General features: G+C 49.9%; 11 protein-coding genes and 1 pseudogene. 11 read left to right on the forward strand and 1 reads right to left on the reverse strand.

Annotated features, from left to right (window positions below; genetic code table 11):
- Positions 1-74: 74 nt before the first annotated feature.
- The 11 genes and pseudogenes from ACOZB4_RS00050 (at position 75) to ACOZB4_RS00100 (ending at position 17176) form a co-directional block, all read left to right on the forward strand.
- Positions 75-1323, forward strand: a pseudogene (locus tag ACOZB4_RS00050) (alpha-L-fucosidase).
- 37 nt (positions 1324-1360) lie between these two features.
- Entirely contained in the window at positions 1361-3220 is a 1860-nt protein-coding gene (locus ACOZB4_RS00055; protein ID WP_379416239.1) for a glycoside hydrolase family 35 protein, read from the forward strand.
- 516 nt (positions 3221-3736) lie between these two features.
- Positions 3737-8716 carry a polysaccharide lyase family 8 super-sandwich domain-containing protein gene (locus tag ACOZB4_RS00060; protein ID WP_379416237.1) on the forward strand — a complete coding sequence of 1660 codons (4980 nt, stop codon included), beginning with the start codon at positions 3737-3739 and terminating at the stop codon, positions 8714-8716.
- 190 nt (positions 8717-8906) lie between these two features.
- Positions 8907-10568: a hypothetical protein gene (locus tag ACOZB4_RS00065; RefSeq protein ID WP_379416230.1), complete on the forward strand. Its 1662-nt coding sequence runs from the start codon at positions 8907-8909 to the stop codon at positions 10566-10568.
- Between the two features lie 28 nt (positions 10569-10596).
- Positions 10597-11268 (forward strand): bifunctional 2-keto-4-hydroxyglutarate aldolase/2-keto-3-deoxy-6-phosphogluconate aldolase, encoded by a 672-nt coding sequence (locus tag ACOZB4_RS00070; protein WP_379416228.1) that lies wholly within the window; start codon positions 10597-10599, stop codon positions 11266-11268.
- A gap of 239 nt (positions 11269-11507) precedes the next feature.
- Positions 11508-12980: a spore germination protein gene (locus tag ACOZB4_RS00075; protein ID WP_379416226.1), complete on the forward strand. Its 1473-nt coding sequence runs from the start codon at positions 11508-11510 to the stop codon at positions 12978-12980.
- A gap of 57 nt (positions 12981-13037) precedes the next feature.
- The gene (locus ACOZB4_RS00080; RefSeq protein ID WP_379416223.1) at positions 13038-14249 is read left to right on the forward strand and encodes a Ger(x)C family spore germination protein; all 1212 of its coding nucleotides are present in this window, start codon (positions 13038-13040) and stop codon (positions 14247-14249) included.
- Positions 14246-14467, forward strand: a complete 222-nt coding sequence (locus ACOZB4_RS00085; RefSeq protein WP_379416221.1) for a hypothetical protein — start codon at positions 14246-14248, stop codon at positions 14465-14467. The genes ACOZB4_RS00080 and ACOZB4_RS00085 overlap by 4 nt, the downstream gene beginning before the upstream one ends.
- A 21-nt stretch (positions 14468-14488) precedes the next feature.
- Positions 14489-15583: a GerAB/ArcD/ProY family transporter gene (locus ACOZB4_RS00090; RefSeq protein ID WP_379416219.1), complete on the forward strand. Its 1095-nt coding sequence runs from the start codon at positions 14489-14491 to the stop codon at positions 15581-15583.
- Between the two features lie 160 nt (positions 15584-15743).
- Entirely contained in the window at positions 15744-16523 is a 780-nt protein-coding gene (locus ACOZB4_RS00095) for a MerR family transcriptional regulator (RefSeq protein ID WP_379416217.1), read from the forward strand.
- Positions 16520-17176 carry a GAP family protein gene (locus tag ACOZB4_RS00100; RefSeq protein ID WP_379416215.1) on the forward strand — a complete coding sequence of 219 codons (657 nt, stop codon included), beginning with the start codon at positions 16520-16522 and terminating at the stop codon, positions 17174-17176. The genes ACOZB4_RS00095 and ACOZB4_RS00100 overlap by 4 nt, the downstream gene beginning before the upstream one ends.
- Before the next feature lie 89 nt (positions 17177-17265).
- Here ACOZB4_RS00100 and ACOZB4_RS00105 read toward each other — a convergent pair whose 3' ends face one another.
- The gene (locus ACOZB4_RS00105) at positions 17266-17964 is read right to left on the reverse strand and encodes an aspartate/glutamate racemase family protein (protein WP_379416212.1); all 699 of its coding nucleotides are present in this window, start codon (positions 17962-17964) and stop codon (positions 17266-17268) included.
- Between the last annotated feature and the right edge of the window lie 61 nt (positions 17965-18025).

The following is an 18025-nucleotide window of genomic DNA, read 5'->3' on the forward strand; positions in this document are numbered from 1 at the left end:
AACCGTGTCATTCACTGTGTAGTTGGAATCAAGTTTCATATGTAGCATAACTCATGTGAGGGAGTGAAAAAGAGATGAATGAAGATTTGAAGGAGCAATCGGATTATCTTGCTGTTTTGCCGACTCCAGAGCAGCTAGTCTGGCAGGACATGGAGCTCGGGATGTTCTGCCATTTTGGAATCAATACTTTTTGTGATCAGGAGTGGGGAGAGGGCAAGGATTCGCCTACATTGTTTAATCCACTACAGCTAGATGCCCGGCAGTGGGTAAGAACGGCAAAAAAGGCCGGATTCCGTTATTTCATATTGACGGCCAAGCATCATGACGGCTTTTGCCTGTGGCCGACGGCGACAACGGACTACTCCGTAGCCTCGAGCCCGTGGAAGGATGGCCGGGGCGATGTCGTAGGATGCTTGCCGGGAAGAGGGGATCGGCTTCGGTATTTATGTATCCCCTTGGGACAGGCACGAGCCGTGTTATGCCGACCCGCAAAAGTATGATGACTTTTATTGCAGACAATTGGAGGAGCTCTTAACCGGCTATGGTCCGCTTGTGGAAATCTGGTTTGACGGCGCGGGGTCGGAAGGCCGCGAATATGACTGGCCTCGAATCATGGATCTCGTGAAAAAGCATCAGCCCAGCGCGATGGTGTTTAATATGGGCGCGCCCACGATCCGTTGGGTCGGCAATGAGGATGGCGTCGCTCCGTATCCTTGCTGGAATACGGCTGATTCTTCGCGGGGCAGCATGTTCAGCGAAGAATCGCTGAAGTGGCTGCCGGAGACGCCGGGCTGGGTGCCCGCGGAATGTGATGTCCCCATCCGAAAAGACCGCTGGTTCTGGCATCCTAACGAAGAACACTTGCTGTTGTCTGTTGATCAACTAATGGAAATCTATTATCGATCGGTCGGACATGGGGCAACCTTGCTGCTCAATGTCGCTCCAGACCATCGGGGGCTGCTTCCGGAAGCCGATGTAAAGCGGCTTTTGGCATTTGGCAGAGAGATCGAGCGTCGGTTTGGTCATGCCCTTGCTGAAACCTCGGGATCGGGCGAGGTCGTTGAAATGACCCTTTCCCGAGTATGCTTGATCGATCATGCCGTTGTCATGGAGGAGATCGTTTACGGAGAACGTGTAAGTCAATATGTGCTGGAAGCGTTCATCGATGGAGAGTGGCTTGAGCTTACGCGCGGCAGCGCGATCGGTCACAAGAAAATCGATGCGTTCTCGCCAGTATCTACGGACAAGGTGCGTTTACGTATACTGAAATCGGCCGCAAGTCCGAAAATCAAAAAAATGGCGGTTTATCGCTGCGGGCAATAAACGTTGGATTTTATCAAGAAGTGTGGAGGGATCTGTAATGGGAATGCTCACTTGGAATAACGGGCAATACTTGTTGAACGGGCAGCCGTACCGGATCATATCGGGAGCGATTCACTATTTCCGTGTGGTTCCTGGATATTGGGAGGACAGGCTATTAAAATTAAAGGCCTGCGGTTTTAATACCGTTGAAACTTATATCGCATGGAATGTACACGAACCCAAAGAAGGGGAATTTAACTTTAGCGGCATGGCCGACGTCGTATCGTTTGTCGAATTAGCCGGGAGATTGGGCTTGCACGTCATTGTCAGACCCAGCCCGTTCATCTGTGCGGAATGGGAATTTGGGGGGTTGCCAGGCTGGCTGCTTGGTTATGGAGAAGTCCGGCTTCGTTGCAGTGATCCGCTCTATTTAAGCAAGGTGGATCATTATTACGATGAGTTGATCCCAAGATTGGTTCCGCTGCTGTCCACACATGGAGGGCCGATTCTGGCCGTTCAGGTCGAAAATGAATACGGCAGTTACGGCAACGATCACGCTTATCTGGAATATTTGCGCACAGGACTGGTGCGGCGTGGCGTGGATGTGCTTCTCTTTACTTCCGACGGGCCAACCGACGAGATGCTGCTAGGCGGGTCACTTGAAGATGTGCACGCGACTGTGAATTTCGGTTCCCGGGTAGAAGAATCCTTCCGGAAATACCGGGAATATCGTACGGAAGAGCCGCTGATGGTCATGGAATTCTGGAACGGCTGGTTTGATCACTGGATGGAGGACCATCATGTGCGGGATGCGGCCGATGTCGCCGGCGTACTGGATGAAATGCTCGAGAAGGGCTCTTCGATAAATATGTATATGTTCCATGGTGGAACCAACTTCGGCTTTTACAGTGGAGCGAATCACATCCAGACCTATGAGCCAACAACGACAAGCTACGATTATGATGCCCCTTTGACGGAATGGGGGGATAAGACGGAGAAATATGAGGCGGTCCGGTTGGTGCTCAGCAAGCATGGTTTTGCGCCGGGTTGTGTCTTCCCGGAGCCCGTTCCTAAGGCAGCCTACGGAAAGGTGGCTTTATCTGAAAAGGCCGGTCTATTTACGGAAGCCAATCTACATCATCTCTCAGAACCGATACAAAGCGTATGCATCCAGCCGATGGAAAAATTTGGACAGTCCTATGGTTTTATATTGTACAGCACATTTATTCAGGGACCGCGGCAAGGACAGCAGCTGCATATTCAGGAGGTCCGAGATCGCGCCCAGGTATTTCTGGACGGTCGGCCGCTTGGCGTGATCGAACGTTGGAATTCAGAGCCGCTCGATATTACCGTTCCCGCAAACGGAGCAAGGCTGGATATTCTCGTCGAGAACATGGGCCGGATCAATTATGGGCCGCTTATCCGCGATCCCAAGGGAATCACGGAAGGCGTGAGAATCGATAACCAGTTCCTGTATGATTGGACGATCCGGACCCTGCCGCTGGAGTCCGAAACGCTGTCATCACTCTCTTATAAACCGGTTACCGATGATGGGCAGACGGAGCAAGAAGAGCTGTCCACACCGGAATCGGAAAACGCAGACCTGCCCGGATTTTACCGCGGACATTTTCAGGTGGAGGACATCGGGGATACGTTTCTTCGTTTTGATGGCTGGACTAAAGGTGTTGCTTGGATCAATGGCTTCAATCTCGGCCGGTACTGGAAGGCGGGGCCGCAGAGGGCGTTATATATTCCCGGCCCTTTATTGCGTAAAGGGGAAAACGAACTGGTTCTATTTGAACTGCATGGCCGTCCCGCATCTTGCGAAGTCGAACTGTCAGATCGACCGGACCTCGGACAGACCGCTGCTGTGGACGAAGCTGTGCTCAATTTCGTACAGGACGGAGAAGACAAATAGTCCATACAGACACGGATATTGTACAGTTCGTCGAGTTCAACAAGGGGCCGTCCCAAAGCAGATTTAGTTGCTTGACGTACGGCTCCCATAAACAGGAAGTGTGTTAAATAAAGCCATAGCGGTGCTCAGGATGTTATTCCCACACCGCTATGGCTTCTGTTTTGATCATTGGCCGCAATCTGCACGGCGTAGCGGAGAGGACGAATCGATTCCGGACAAGCAACAGCGATGGTAGGAATGATTCGTACATGGAGCGTCTTCTAGGGCCTCCCGCAAGATCTAAGATCTTTTGGGACACCCCCTTTAACGTATGTGCCCTGAACAGGAGTCCAGGACAATGTCAGAAATGTATACGCTTTCGGTCAAAATTCTCCACCTTCCTATTTTTTCAACTAAGTAAGATTACAAGTAACACGAGGCCTGATGCGGGTATTGAGCCGTAGGAGTCTTAGAAAGCTGAGGTGTACGCGTACCAGGTTTGTGGCTTGTACTTTAACCATATGGCGGGGTGAATTAATGCGAAAAACCAGTCTGGTGTTAGCGCTTATGCTTGGGATAGATCTCTTGTCCGCAAGCATCGGGAGTTTCACAGCCGGGGTAGCGTCGGCTGCATCTACCAATCTTATGCTTAATGGAAGCTTCGAAGAAACGACTTCCACGGTAAGCGGGGCCTGGAAAGGGATCGCGGATCCAATTCCGGTTCATTGGGATTTATGGATTCCAACCGGCAGCGGCAAAGAGCCGAACAAAACGGCAACGGTCAAAATCGATAAGGAACACTCGCATGAAGGGAAACAGTCACTGTTGTTTGATGCTTTTAATACGAGTCGGGTATCCGTCAAGCAGGTGGTCACATCCGTGACGGCCGGCAAATCCTACAAGCTTAAGCTGTGGCTAAAGACGGATAGCGTATCTGGCCAGGGCGTTTACTTCCGGACACAATACTATAATACGGCCAAGGTAGGGGACGGACCCGCTTCCGAGAAATGGACAGGAACCCGGGATTGGACGATGCAGCAGGTAGTTCTGACGATTCCCGAAACAACAACCAAATTGACCATTGAGCCATTTCTGGAGACAGGGAAAGGGAAGGTCTGGTTTGACGACCTGGTGCTGGAGGAATATTCAGGTTACACCGGAATCACGCTGGATCAAACGGCCTTTTCCATGGCAGTTGGTGGCAAGGTTACGTTGTCTCCGACCATGACGCCTTCTACGGCATCGGACAAAAGTGTAAGCTGGACTTCAAGCAACCCCGATGTGGCGATCGTAAATGATCTTGGGGAGATTACCGGCGTAGGTATCGGTACGACAACAATCAGAATTTCAACACCGGATGGTCTGACGTTTGCAGAATGTTTGGTAAATGTGGAATCAGCTTCAGACATGGAGGCCTACGAAAGCTTACGTGAAAAATGGCATACTCGTCTCACTGGCGGCGCATTTGACGAAAGTGATCCTGATATTGTCGCGGCTGTAACCGCCCAAGCGAATAAGGCTTCTGGATTCTGGAAGTCGCTGGACAAGTCACCCGGGCGCACATGGTTGTGGAGTGATCTGACCAGCACGACCGATTCCAGCCAAATCACGACCGCTTATAACCGATTGAAAACGATGGCATTAGCTTATTCCGTTCCGGGCTCCGATTTGTTCGAAAACAAGGAGCTTGGGAGCGATATTGTCAGCGCACTCGACTGGATGTACGCAAATCGCTACAACGGCAGTAAAAAAGCCTACAATAACTGGTGGGACTGGGAGATTGGTGCTCCGCAAGCACTTAATGATGTGATGGTGTTGATGTACGACCACCTGTCTTGGGAACAAATCACCCGTTTCATTTCGGCAATCGATACATTCTGTCCGAATCCGAAGGTAGGATCCGTGCTTGGCGTCAGTGGGGTCAAAATGACCGGTGCCAATTTATTGGATAAAGCGTTTGTGGTTACACTTCGTGGAATTATCGAAAAAAACAGTGCCAAAATTATGCTAGGTAGAGATTCGATCGGTTCCGAATATGTTTATGCGACAAAAGGGGACGGCGTATATCGCGACGGCTCCCTTGTGCAGCATTCGAATATCGCTTATACCGGAGGTTATGGATCGGTATGGTTGAAAGGCACGGCGGACATGTCCTATCTGTTGACCGATTCGCCATGGCCGATCACGGATCGTAACGTATTGAATGTGTATGACTGGGTATCGCAAACCTATGAGCCCATCATTTATAACGGGCAGTTCATGGATATGGTTAACGGAAGGGGGATCTCCCGCAGTGGCAGCGGCAGCGCCCGCAGTACGATCATTACTTTGCTGCGCATGGCGGAATCTGCACCGGCTGATGTGGCCATATCCATCAAACAAATGGCAAAGGAATGGATATCCAAAGATACAACCTACAGTAATTATTACGAAGGATTGTCCCTTGGCGATATCATGGTCATCAAAAAGCTGATGAACGAGGATGCGATTACACCGAGGGGCCACCTGGTAAAAAATCAAGTGTTCGCAGGCATGGACCGGGTCGTTCACTTGCGGGATGGTTTCGGGTTTGGGCTGAGCCTGTTTTCGGATCGCATCTCGGCCTTTGAGAAGGGAAATAACGAGAACCTGAAGGGCTGGTATACAGGCATAGGCATGACTTATTTGTATGACCGGGATTTCGGGCAGTATCGCAATGACTTCTGGCCGACCGTCGATTCCTTCCGTTTGCCGGGGACCACAACGGACGGATCCGGACAAGGGCGGGTTCCCGGAGAATGGACCTCATACATGAATACTCAATCTTGGGTCGGGGGCGTATCGCTGGATGGCGAATACGGAGCCGCCGGCATGGATTTCTCGCTGGCTAAAGTGACGGGCAGCGATTTGAAGGGCAAAAAATCCTGGTTCATGTTTGATGATGAGATCGTCGCGCTTGGCTCCGGTATTACCAGTAATGGAAGCGGGCCTCAAACGGTTGAAACCCTAATCGAGAACCGCATGTTGAATGCTGCCGGGGACAATAGACTCATTATGGACGGCGTTGACCAGCCGTTAGCGACCGGATCCCCATATAAGACGAGCGGTGTGCATTGGGCACATCTCGACAGTAATACGGATGGCGCCGGAACGGGGTATTATTTCCCGGATGCAGCGGAATTGTCGGTACTCCGTGAGAACAGAACCGCCAGCTGGAAGGAGATCAACAGCTCGCAAGCGGATACTCCGATTACGCGGAATTATTTTAGTCTGGCCTTCGATCACGGAGAAACGCCAGCTAATGCCTCCTATTCATACGTTCTGCTGCCTGAGCAGGGTGGGGAGGCAACCAAGCACTACAGTGAGAATCCGGATATCGACGTGTTGGCAAGCACGATAGACATCCACGCGGTGAAGGAGAAGACGCTTGGCCTCACAGCGGCTAATTTTTGGAATCCGGGTACCGTGGGCGATCTGCGTTCGGAGCAGCCGGCTTCGGTGATCATGAAGGAAACGGACGACGGTTTAAGTATCGCGGTCTCCGATCCGACACAGCAGCAGTCCGAAATAACGCTGTATTTAAATCGCGCGGGGCTTGTATTAGCAAGTGCTGATCCTACTGTAACTATTGAACAAACGGCGCCGTACATTAAACTGCGCTTGAACACGAACGGATCATTAGGTGCGGCGCATACCGTTGTTTTTAAGAAAGAGGTACCTGTCTCTTCCTTGTATTCGACGCTTCAAACCGAAACGAGTGTCGATCTGGAATGGACAGTCCCGGATGGCGTGTCGGGAATAGAAGGTTATGAAATTACCAAGGACGGTATTACGGTGAGTGACGCTACTTACCGCACAGTGACATCCGACACCTACACTGCGACCGTAGACGGCCTGCTACCCGGCACCATATATCACTTTGCGGTATCGGGCCTTGATGGAGGCGGCCAGCGGGTAGGAGACAGCCGGGAGATTACGGTGGCGACTCGTGATGACACCCCGCCAAGCGCGCCTGTGCTGAGCTATACATCGGTGACAGATACTTCAATTGCCTTAAAGTGGTCCGAGTCTTCCGACAATGTAGGAGTATCCGGCTACAGCCTTTACAGAGATGGGCAGTGGGTGACGAGTGTGTCTGCGTCGGTGTATAGCCAAACGCTGGACGGGTTGCTTCCTGCAACCGAATACGTGTTTAGTGTGAAGGCATCCGATGCCGCAGGCAATCTGTCGGAGAGCAACAAGCTGCGAGTAACGACGGATACATCCTCTACCGAGGGTGGCACGGATGATGGCTCCGGTAACGGGAATGGATCGGAGAGCAATTCGCACAAGAACACGTCCGGCAATGAAGGGATGCAAGGTAATTCGGACACTTCAACGGAAACGAGCCATCATGAAGCGACCCACGGGGTCAAAATTGTGAATGAAAAGACGCTTCGGGCGCCAGTGGACGGCGTAGTCTCGATCTCACTCACTGAAGAGGAAACCAAGATCAGCCTGCCCCAACAAGCCGGAGCGCATCTTGGAAAAAGCAAGCTGGAAATCAAGAAGAAGGGCGTAACTCTTACAATCGATTCGGCGCTGCTTTCGGCAATCGAAGCCGATTCGGTCGGCCATACGGCGGTGCTGCTGACATTCGAACCGGTTGGGGAACAGGAAGCGTCCGTTTTAGTCGGTGGTTCCCGTGGATCGAATCTTCAGCTCCGATCCGGCGGGATGATGAAATTCGGCGTATTTCTTGGCGGAGCAGATGTGGAAAAGGAATATAATCAACCTTTTGCGGTGCCTGCCCGGATCCGTTTTGACGCCTCGGCTTATGCCGGATTGGATCCTGAACTGCTCGGGATTTATGTATATGATCAAGATGTTCAAACATGGAAGTATGTCAGCGGGTTAACCGGGACCCACAAAGAATCAATCGAAGCTTATATAAATAGTCCTGGATTATACACTGTGCTGGAATACAACAAAGGGTTTAACGACCTGCCTGCTTCGCACTGGGCGAAGCGCGCCGTTAAAGTATTGACCGCACGGCATATTGTAAATGGTCGGACGGAAACGGAGTTTGCTCCGGACTCGGCGGTAACACGCGCCGAATTTATCTCATTGATCGTACGGACCTGGGGCTTTGCAGCAAGTGACAAAAACGCATTTGATGATGTCAAACCGCAGGCCTGGTATGCGGATGCGGTTGCCGCTGTCTATGAAGCCGGGCTTGTAAAAGGTAAAGCGGATGGTATATTCGACCCCAATGGGCCGATCAGCCGGGAGGATATGGCTGTCATGGCTGCAAGACTTTCAACGATGATCAAGGGCAGTATGGAAGGACAGGTTAAAGAAATCAAGTTCATAGACGCGGATCAAGTATCCGCTTATGCACGGGAAGACCTGAAGCTTGTCGTAAACCTTGGTTTAATGCAGGGAAGGGGAGAAGCTTTCCTTCCCCAGGGACAGACTACCCGTGCAGAGGCGGCACAGGTAATGCTGAATATGATCAATTTCCTGGGTATGGATAACCCATTAATAGAGGGCCGTTAGGCCCTCTTCTGTGGTAAAGGGCAAGCCATGCAAGATAAATGAAGGCTTTGGTTTTTAAATATAGCTTCCCTTTTTGTTCATTTAGGTTTTTAATGTTTATATAGGTTCGAATTAGGTTTCTTTTGGTTCTTTTTTTATTCTGCATTATGTTGGGAAGCGGCTTTACCATCGGATTGGGAAAGGAGAACACATGAACGATTATAAAGAGAGAATGAACCGGATTGTTCGGAACGTTGCGGAACAAGCATGGAGGCAGCCTTTGCTATCCAGCGGGCTGTGGTTTCACAGAGATGTTCGTGATAACTTCTATTACGCTTCGTATCTGTTTGCAGCTTCGGTAGACTTCGAGAATGATCCGCAGTTCAACCGGCAGGAAGGTAAACGGTTGGCAGAGGAGGTTCTGGGTCGTGTGCTGCGGCTGCAGAACCGGGATGCGAAGAATCCCATGCACGGGCACTGGCCGCTGAACCTGGGGACGAAGCCGGAAGAGGCGAGTTCGCATGCGCTGCCGGTGGAATTGATGGGAAGCTTGATGGTTTTTTTCCATCGTAAGTTTGAAAGTGAGATGAGCGAGGGCTTGGCCGCGGAGTTTGAAGTTACGCTGGAACACATCTACCAAGGAGGTTTTTTTCGCAAGCCCCTTACTGTGTGCAATCATCATGAGGCTAAATATACGGCAGCCAAGTTAATATTCGGCCAGCGCTTCCGCGATAAGGAACTCCTGGAGGACGGAAAACAAAGTCTTCGGGATACCCTGGGTTTGCTCCGCCGGGAAGGTATGGCTGAGTACGGGTGCCTGCCGTGGTTCTGGCATTGGACACAGGCGTTCACCTGTGCACTGGAATTGACGGAGGAACTGGAATTAAAGCAGGAGCTGTATGAACTGTTAGATGAGCTGTGGAGCCTGCGCACGTCCTATTATTTGAAAGGGGCGTGGGTAGGAGCCCACTCCAGGGGATGGCCGCATGATGCGCCGAGGGATGCCAATGTGCTTCACGATTATGTCCAGTTCGGTGATTTCAGTCTCCCGGAGGAGATGCCGCGCACGGAGTATGCCGGATTTCTGTTCCACAAAGCTCCGGAAGCTAAACGGCGTCTTGCCCTAAACCGCAGAGAACCGACGGAAGTGCGCAAGCTTTTGTTGAAATCGGTTGACGGCGAGATGAGACAGCTGCACTCCTATGCTTATGTGACAGAACATTATGCGGCAGGCGGATTGTGGGAGCGGGTTCGTGAGTTCGACAACGAGCAGCTGCGCTGGATGTTCAGCCTCCCAATTCGTGACGGCGGCAAGGCAAATCAGCTGTATTTTTTTCACCCGGGAGAGGGATATGATCCTTCTGGTGGCGATCCCCGCCACCAAAGCGAGTGGATGGAGGTGCTGTATCACAAAAATGTGGTGCTGGCACTGTATCCGCTGCCGGAACCAGCGGGTGCCGGCGGTGCGGAAATTGTCGGCGTTCTACCGGAAGGGGAATGGTTGTATGAGTCAGAAGCTTTGTACGGTAAAGTAGATGAGGTCTATTTTGCCGTACATTTGAGCCCAGGGACTACTTATGACATTAGGGAACAGTCCGGATATCATCAGGTCGTTTGCCATGGCGCTGGAATAGCTCTCACCGTAGAAGCGGTGTCCGTCCCGGAAGCGGAGAACAGGGGGATCGAACAACTGGTGGCGTTCGCACGGCGAATGTCCGAGCACAGGCCCGAATTCAAGACAGACGGCGAGTTTGAGGTTGCATATACAGGATGGACGACGGAAGATCGACTCATTCTGAAGCATATGACTTCAGGGAACTTGGCGAGAACGATAAACGGAGCAGAGTGTACGTTTGAATGGTACTCTGTGTAGTTACCGAATAGAAAAGAGGAGTTTTAAGATGAAGAAACTGCAGCTGATTCAAAAAATCACGGAGGAAGGCGTGGTCGCGGTCCTGCGCGGCGAAACGCCGGAGCAGGTTGTGGAGATGGCCGAACAGGCGATTGCCGGCGGCATCAAAGTGATTGAGGTGACGATGACCGTGCCGTTTGCGCTCCGGGCTATTGAAACGTTGTCGCGCAAATATTCATGGAACGCCGAAGATCCATCCTCCTATGCCATTATCGGGGTTGGTACAGTGCTTGATCCGGAAACCGCGCGTGCGGCGATATTGAGCGGTGCCGAGTTTGTTGTTGGGCCGTGCCTGAGCAGAGACACCATGATGCTGTGCAATCGTTATCGGATTCCGGTCATGCCGGGGGTCATGACGATCAAGGAAATCCAGGAAGCACTGGAACTTGGGGCGGACATTATTAAGCTGTTCCCTGGCAACCTGTATGATCCGTCGATGATCAAGGCGATCAAGGGCCCGCTGCCGCAGGCGAATATTATGCCGACCGGTGGTGTCTCGCTCGATAACCTTGGCGAATGGATCAAAGCGGGGGCGATAGCCGTCGGTATTGGCTCGGATCTGACAAACGAAGCTTTGAAGCGTCAGGACTACAGCTTGATTGCCCAAAAAGCGGCCGCATACAAGCGAGCCTATCTGCAAGCTAAAGGTCTGACGCATTAACCATACTTTAAAGTGGTAGGAAATTTTGAGCAGATAACGCCTGTTGGGACTCCCTGAGTCTTCAAGAGGCGTTATTTGTTTTTCGATCGTTCATTCTGAATATCGAAAGAACTTCAGTAGTCCGTATAAAAAGTATATTATATCCAACTGCGGGAACAGTAGAGGAAAAGATAAATGAAGGTCATTGAATTCCTTGTAAGGCAAAGCTGGCCATGAGGGAAAAACGAGGAGTCGTTTACATGACGAATAAAACCACACGCCATCATGTTTCACAAGAAAAATTGCCGGTTTCCATAACGCAATTTATCGAAAATATGAAGAGTCGATTCGGGCAGAGCGGAGATATCATCTACCGAGAGTTGACTTTGGGGGCTATACCTACGGTGATGGTCTATATTGAAGGGATGGGAGATCCCCGATTGCTAATCGAAGCGATTCATGCAGATTTACCTCTATTTATTGAATTTCCAAACCAGTCACCGGAAGTACGCATGAAAATGCTCAAAGAACTCACGATCACGATGGGAAAAGTGGGAGAAGCCAGCACTTTTCAAGAAGTTGAAGGGAAATTGTTGTCCGGGAATACGATCATCTTTATGGATGGGACATCAACCTCACTGTACGTTGGTACTGAAGCACTGAAGCAGCGCGGAGTTGAGGAAGCCAGCTCACAATCCGTAGTAAGAGGGCCGAGGGAAGGCTTTACCGAATCCCTTCGCGAGAATACGGCTCTAGTCCGACGAAGAATTCAAAGTCCTAGGCTACGTATTGAAGAAAGAACTGTAGGCGAGCACACCAATACGCTAGTGGCCGTGATGTACGTGGATGGATTATATGATATCGAAGTACTTGATGAGCTGCGCAGAAGATTGGAAGAAATCAAGCTGGACAGCGTTCTTGAGAGCAATTATATCGAGGAAATGATTCAGGATCATCGGTACAGCCCTTTTCCGACGGTATATAATTCAGAGCGGCCTGACGTCATTGCATCCGCTTTACTGGAAGGACGAATTGCTATTTTTGTGGAAGGAACGCCCTTTGTGCTGGTGGTTCCGGCGTTGTTCGTTCAGCTGTTTCAATCGAGCGAGGACTATTATCAGCGATGGGATTTTGCCAGCCTTGTTCGGCTTCTTCGATATCTATGCTTTGGAATAGCGCTCCTTACCCCCTCACTATATATTGCGATCACCACATTTCATCAGGAAATGCTGCCGACCAACTTGCTGACAAGCTTAATCGGCCAGCGGGAAGGGGTGCCCTTCCCCGCATTTATCGAAGCGCTAATCATGGAGATCACGTTCGAGATCCTGCGCGAGGCCGGCATTCGATTACCTAAATCGATCGGCCAATCCGTCTCCATCGTTGGTACTTTGGTCATCGGACAGGCCGCTGTCGAAGCGGGTCTCGTATCGGCCGCGATGGTTATCGTTGTATCGATAACGGCGATTGCCAATTTTGCGCTACCCTCTTTCAATATTGGAATATCGGTGCGGATTTTGCGATTTGGGCTAATGGGAATAGCAGCGTCGTTTGGATTGTACGGGATGATTATCGGCATGATTATAATTGGCCTTCACCTGTGCAGCCTGCAGTCCATGGGGGTTCCTTATATGTCTTCTTTTGCGCCTATACGCTGGCGAAGTCAAAAGGATGCTTTGCTGCGAATGTCGCGTCACAGCATGAAGAAATATGTAACCAAATCCAAACCATGAGCCTTCTGTAAGTCATGACAGGGGTTCTTTATTTTAAGCAGAGGGGACAGATTATGTATGTTCAAAAGAAAAATACGATCAGTCCTGCTTATATTAAGTCTGGTGGTTTTCATATCTGGATGCTGGAGCAGAAAGGAACTAAACGAACTTGCCGTTGTTATGGCACTTGGGATCGACATTGATGAGAATGGGTACGCCATTTCTGCTCAAGTGCTCAATTCCGCTGAGGTGGGCTCCAAAAAAGGCGGATCGACGGGGAGCCTTCCGGTCGTAACCTACAAGTCAGTCGGCAAAACCATCCCCGACGCCCTTCAGCGCACGTTAAGCATGGCACCTCGGATGCCGTATCTGTCCCATGTCCGCGTGTTGGTATTTGGAGAAGACATGGCCCGGTCAGGGGTCAGCGATGTGCTCGATTATATCTCCCGGAATCATCAGCTGCGATCGGATTTCTTCATGCTTGTTGCCAAGAACGGAAAGGCCTCAGAGATCCTGGAGGTCGTTACGCCATTCGAGTACGTTCCGGCGAATTCGCTCTATTCCTCAATTCTAATATCGGAAAAAAAATGGGCAGCAACGGGGAAAGTCACGATACAGCAGTTTGTGACGGAACTCAAACGCAACGGCTCAGACCCTGTATTATCCGGGGTCCAATTAAGCGGCAGTTTAGTCGAAGGACAGTCTATGGAGAATGTCAAGAAAATCAATCCTTCAACGCTTCTTCAACATACGGGACTCGGCGTGTTTAAAGGGGACCGGCTAGTAGGATGGCTGGGGGAACCGCCCAGCAAGACCGTCAATTATGTCCTCAATAAAGTCGACACTACAGCGGGATATATTTCATGTCCGGATAGCGGCATTGTCGGGTTCACGGTGAACCGGGCAGACACGACACTTGATGTTGCGCTTGATGAGGAGGGGATTCCCGAATTTTCAGCCGAATTGGAGATCGAGGCCGACGTGAATGCCGTTCAATGTCAGATTGATATCAGTCAACCAGCCGTCATAGACGATTTAGAGAAGGATATCGAGGATAAATATAATGCAAATATTCGGAAGCACATCGGGCTGGTACAGCAGCGTTATGGATCCGATGTTTTTGGATTCGGCGAGGTGTTGCACCGAAAATATCCGGACGTTTGGAAAAAATACCGGGATCATTGGGGAAAAAGCTTTAAAACGATGAGCATTCGCGTGAATGCCGATGTAGCGATCCGGCGGATCGGATCCATCATACAACCCTTAAATCGGGAGGTCGATGAGCCGTGAATTGGCATTGGTTGTTGATATTGTTCTTGTTCATCGTGTTGGTTACGGAAACACAGCATCTTCTGCAACTGCGCTCCCTCAGGGACATGATCGTGTTCTATACGGTGTGGGGAGTAACATTGCTGGCCTTGATAGGGGATATGATGGAGGTGCCTTATCTAAGACCACTGGATTGGATCGGTGCCATCATGCAACCGCTGAACAGGTTGATCTCATAATGAAGAAGGGTATGGTAACACGTGATCAAATACAAGGATATCGCCGCACGACAATTCTTTATACTGGCCTTCGGCTTGACCATCGGAACCTCAATCCTGGTTACCCCCTCCGGGTTAGCACATACTGCACGGGAAGATGCGTGGATGGCCTCCCTCTTCAGTATCTTCATTAATCTCCTTATGGTTGTGCTGTACATAGCCATCACGCGTGTCTATCCAGGTCAAACGATCTTCGAGATCCATGAGAAGGTTTTGGGGAAGCTGCTGGGAAAGATTCTCTCGCTGGTCTACCTTTTTTATTTTTTGATTCTTACAGGCACGTTGCTTGGCAACTTGGGTTTTTTCCTGAGCAGCGAAATGATGCCGGAGACGCCGATCGAAGCTATTCAAATCTTGTTCTTGATCGCGGCCGTCATGTGCGCCAGGATGGGCATCATAATCTTGGCCCGGGTCGGTGAATTGATGTTTCCGTGGATCATATTTCTGTTTATGGTCCTTGTCCTCTCACTCATTCCCCAGATCGATTGGAACCATATCAAACCTATGCTTGAGGAAGGCTGGATGCCTGTTGCCAAGGCCGGATTCCATGCTTCCATGTTTCAGGAACTGATTGTGCTGATGGTATTTCTGCCTCTGGTCAAGGGAGAGAAAAAAGGGGAGAGGGCACTGATGGGGGGAGCTGTCGCAGGCGGGTTCGTGCTGAGCATCATCGTCCTGCTCAGTGTGCTGATTCTGGGAATTGAACAGACGGAGAATAGCACGTTTCCGGCATTTGCACTCGCGAAGACGATTAACCTAGGGAACTTCTTTCAACGTGTTGAAGGCATATTGATTACGCTTTGGATCCTTACTTTTTTTATCAAGATCTCTTTATTGTATCTTTCCATTCTTCAAGGAATGAAGACCGTGTTCCGACTGAAGGAACAAAATCCGTTAATCTATCCGTTGTCCGTGCTGTTTATCATCGTGGCCTGGAATACATACATCAACACCGTCTATGTTGCTGATATCATTCAGAATGTATGGTCGAGTTACGCCCTTCTCCACTTGTTGGTGATTCCCATGGGTCTTTATCTGATCGGGTTAACCAGAACGAAAATGCTCAAATGGAAGTGAATTTCAGAATGTGTTTGAACAAGCCCGATAGCGCGGGCTTTTTTTGTCGCCTGCTGCATCGAATTCACAATTGTACTAATATTTTTCGTGAAAAAGCTTGAAAGTGACGTAACGTCATCTTATATACTGGAGATATCAGAGAGAATTAAGAAAGCAGGTGATGAAGTCGATTCCCATTCAAGAATTGTCTAAACAGACGGGGATTACGGTAAGAACGCTGCGCTATTATGACCAGATTGGCCTTCTGATTCCTGCCGCCAAAACACCGGGCAAACATCGTATATACAGTGATGATGAATTAAAGAAGCTGCAGCAAATACAGTTTCTCAAAAGGCTGGGCTTCAGTTTGCAAGAAATATCGGATATGATTTCAAACCCGGAATGGAACTGGTCCACCGGTTTGATGAATCAGTTGGACTTCGTTATGAACGAACAAAAAAAGCTGGACCAGATGGAATCGGCGCTGCGAGCTGTGCTTCATAGCATTGCGGTGGAAGGTGAGACAAGCTGGGATGTCATTCAGAAATTAATTCACCTCTCCGGAAGAGACCCATCGTTAAAACACTCGTTCCGGCAGCAAATGTTTGAGAAGCGTGAAGTGGAGTTGCTAAGTCTACTCCCTAATATGAACAGCACGGATCCCGACTCTCTCGAGTGGATTGCTCTGTTGGGACAGCTCAAAAGGCGGATGCAGGACGGACCCGACTCACCGGGTGTACAACGAATTGTACGGCGGATGGATGAGAAACGACTGGAGGTATTTGAAGATGAAGACCCCTTCGTAGATAAGCTGTGGGAGATTCGTAAATCTCCGGTGCAGTCCGAGCAGATGGGGTTATATCCCATCGAGGATGAACTTCTTCAATTCATGGAACAGGCGTTTGAAATTTATGTATTACACAAGAACAAAGAACAAATTGGAGAGGGGGGGACATCTTGACGCTGGAACTGCTGCTCTCCATTGGAGCCTTATCACTCTTGGACACGCTGAGTCCAGCTACGCTTGGCGTAACGGTGTATTTGCTTTTGACCGAACGGGACCGGCTAATCCCACGTTTATTCATTTATTTATTCACAGTGGCGGGTTTCTACTTCCTGGTAGGAGCTGCACTTATGCTGGGCTTGGATGCTGTTCTGCAATCCGTAACCGGCATCTTTCAGAATCGAGCGGTCAGTTGGGTCATGGCCGTGGTAGGCGGAATCCTGTTTGTCGCCAGCTTCTTTATCCCTACGAAAAAAACGTCCGAGCCGCGCCGTCCAAGATCCAAAAGCTTCGGGGCTATGATCGGACTTGGGTTCACGACTGCTCTGCTGGAGGTAGCAACAGCCCTTCCGTATTTTGCGGCAATCGGACTCATGACAAAGGCGCAGTTAACTACGGTTCAATGGATGCCCATCCTGGCTGCATACAATATCGTGATGGTGCTGCCTCCACTCCTATTGCTCGGATTACACCTCGTATTAGGCCGGATGATGCAGCGTCCGCTGGAAAAGCTGCGCCTGAGAATCGCCAAGAGCTCCGGATCGATTCTGTCATGGGTGTTGTGTATTGCCGGGCTGATCCTGGTGCTGAACAGCATTGACAACTTGTAAAGATATCCGATTTAGAATTGAAAACTCGCTAGGTGTGAGGGGGCCGATAATCGTTGGCAACCTCTCCCGAAATCGGGAGGATTAGCCCATTAAGAGTCAGCTTGGAGCGATTTATGAACAGCTTCAATGGCATGTATGAAGGTTGTATCAAACAGAGGAACTTGGGAATCCTCGGGTTTTATTAATAATCCGATCTCCGTACAGCCTAGAATAATTCCTTCAGCTCCATCTTGAATTAGCCGTTCAATGACTTCTTTATAATAAGCTTTTGAATCCGATTGGATGTTGCCAAGACATAATTCCTCATATATCACTTTATTTACGATCTCTCGATCTTGTTTATTGGGGATGAGCACTTTGATATGATTAGATTCTAATCTTTGCTTGTAAAAATCCTGCTCCATGGTATATTTGGTTCCAAGCAAACCTACTGTACGAATCCCATGTTCACGGATTTGATTAGCCGTGGCATCGGCAATGTGCAGCACAGGGATGCTTATTTTTTCTTCTATATCCTCTAATACCACGTGCATCGTATTGGAACATATCAATACAAAATCGGCACCGCCTTTTTCTAAAGAAAGTGCAGCCTCACCCAATGTTTCACCGGCTTTTTTCCAATTCCCCTCGGATTGATAGCGTTCAATCTCTGCAAAGTTCACGCTGTACATCAGGCATTTGGCCGAGTGGAGGCCACCCAGGCGGCTTCTCACCTGCTCATTTATGATTCTGTAGTATTCAATTGAGGATTCCCAGCTCATTCCTCCGATAAGTCCAATCGTCTTCATAGATAATCTCCTTTACAATCCTAAGTAATCCCATTATAGAGTATTATGAAAAAAACGTGTT

Origin of the sequence: Paenibacillus sp. NPDC058898, assembly GCF_049316025.1 — a bacterium.
In the GTDB taxonomy this organism is placed as follows: domain Bacteria; phylum Bacillota; class Bacilli; order Paenibacillales; family Paenibacillaceae; genus Paenibacillus_AQ.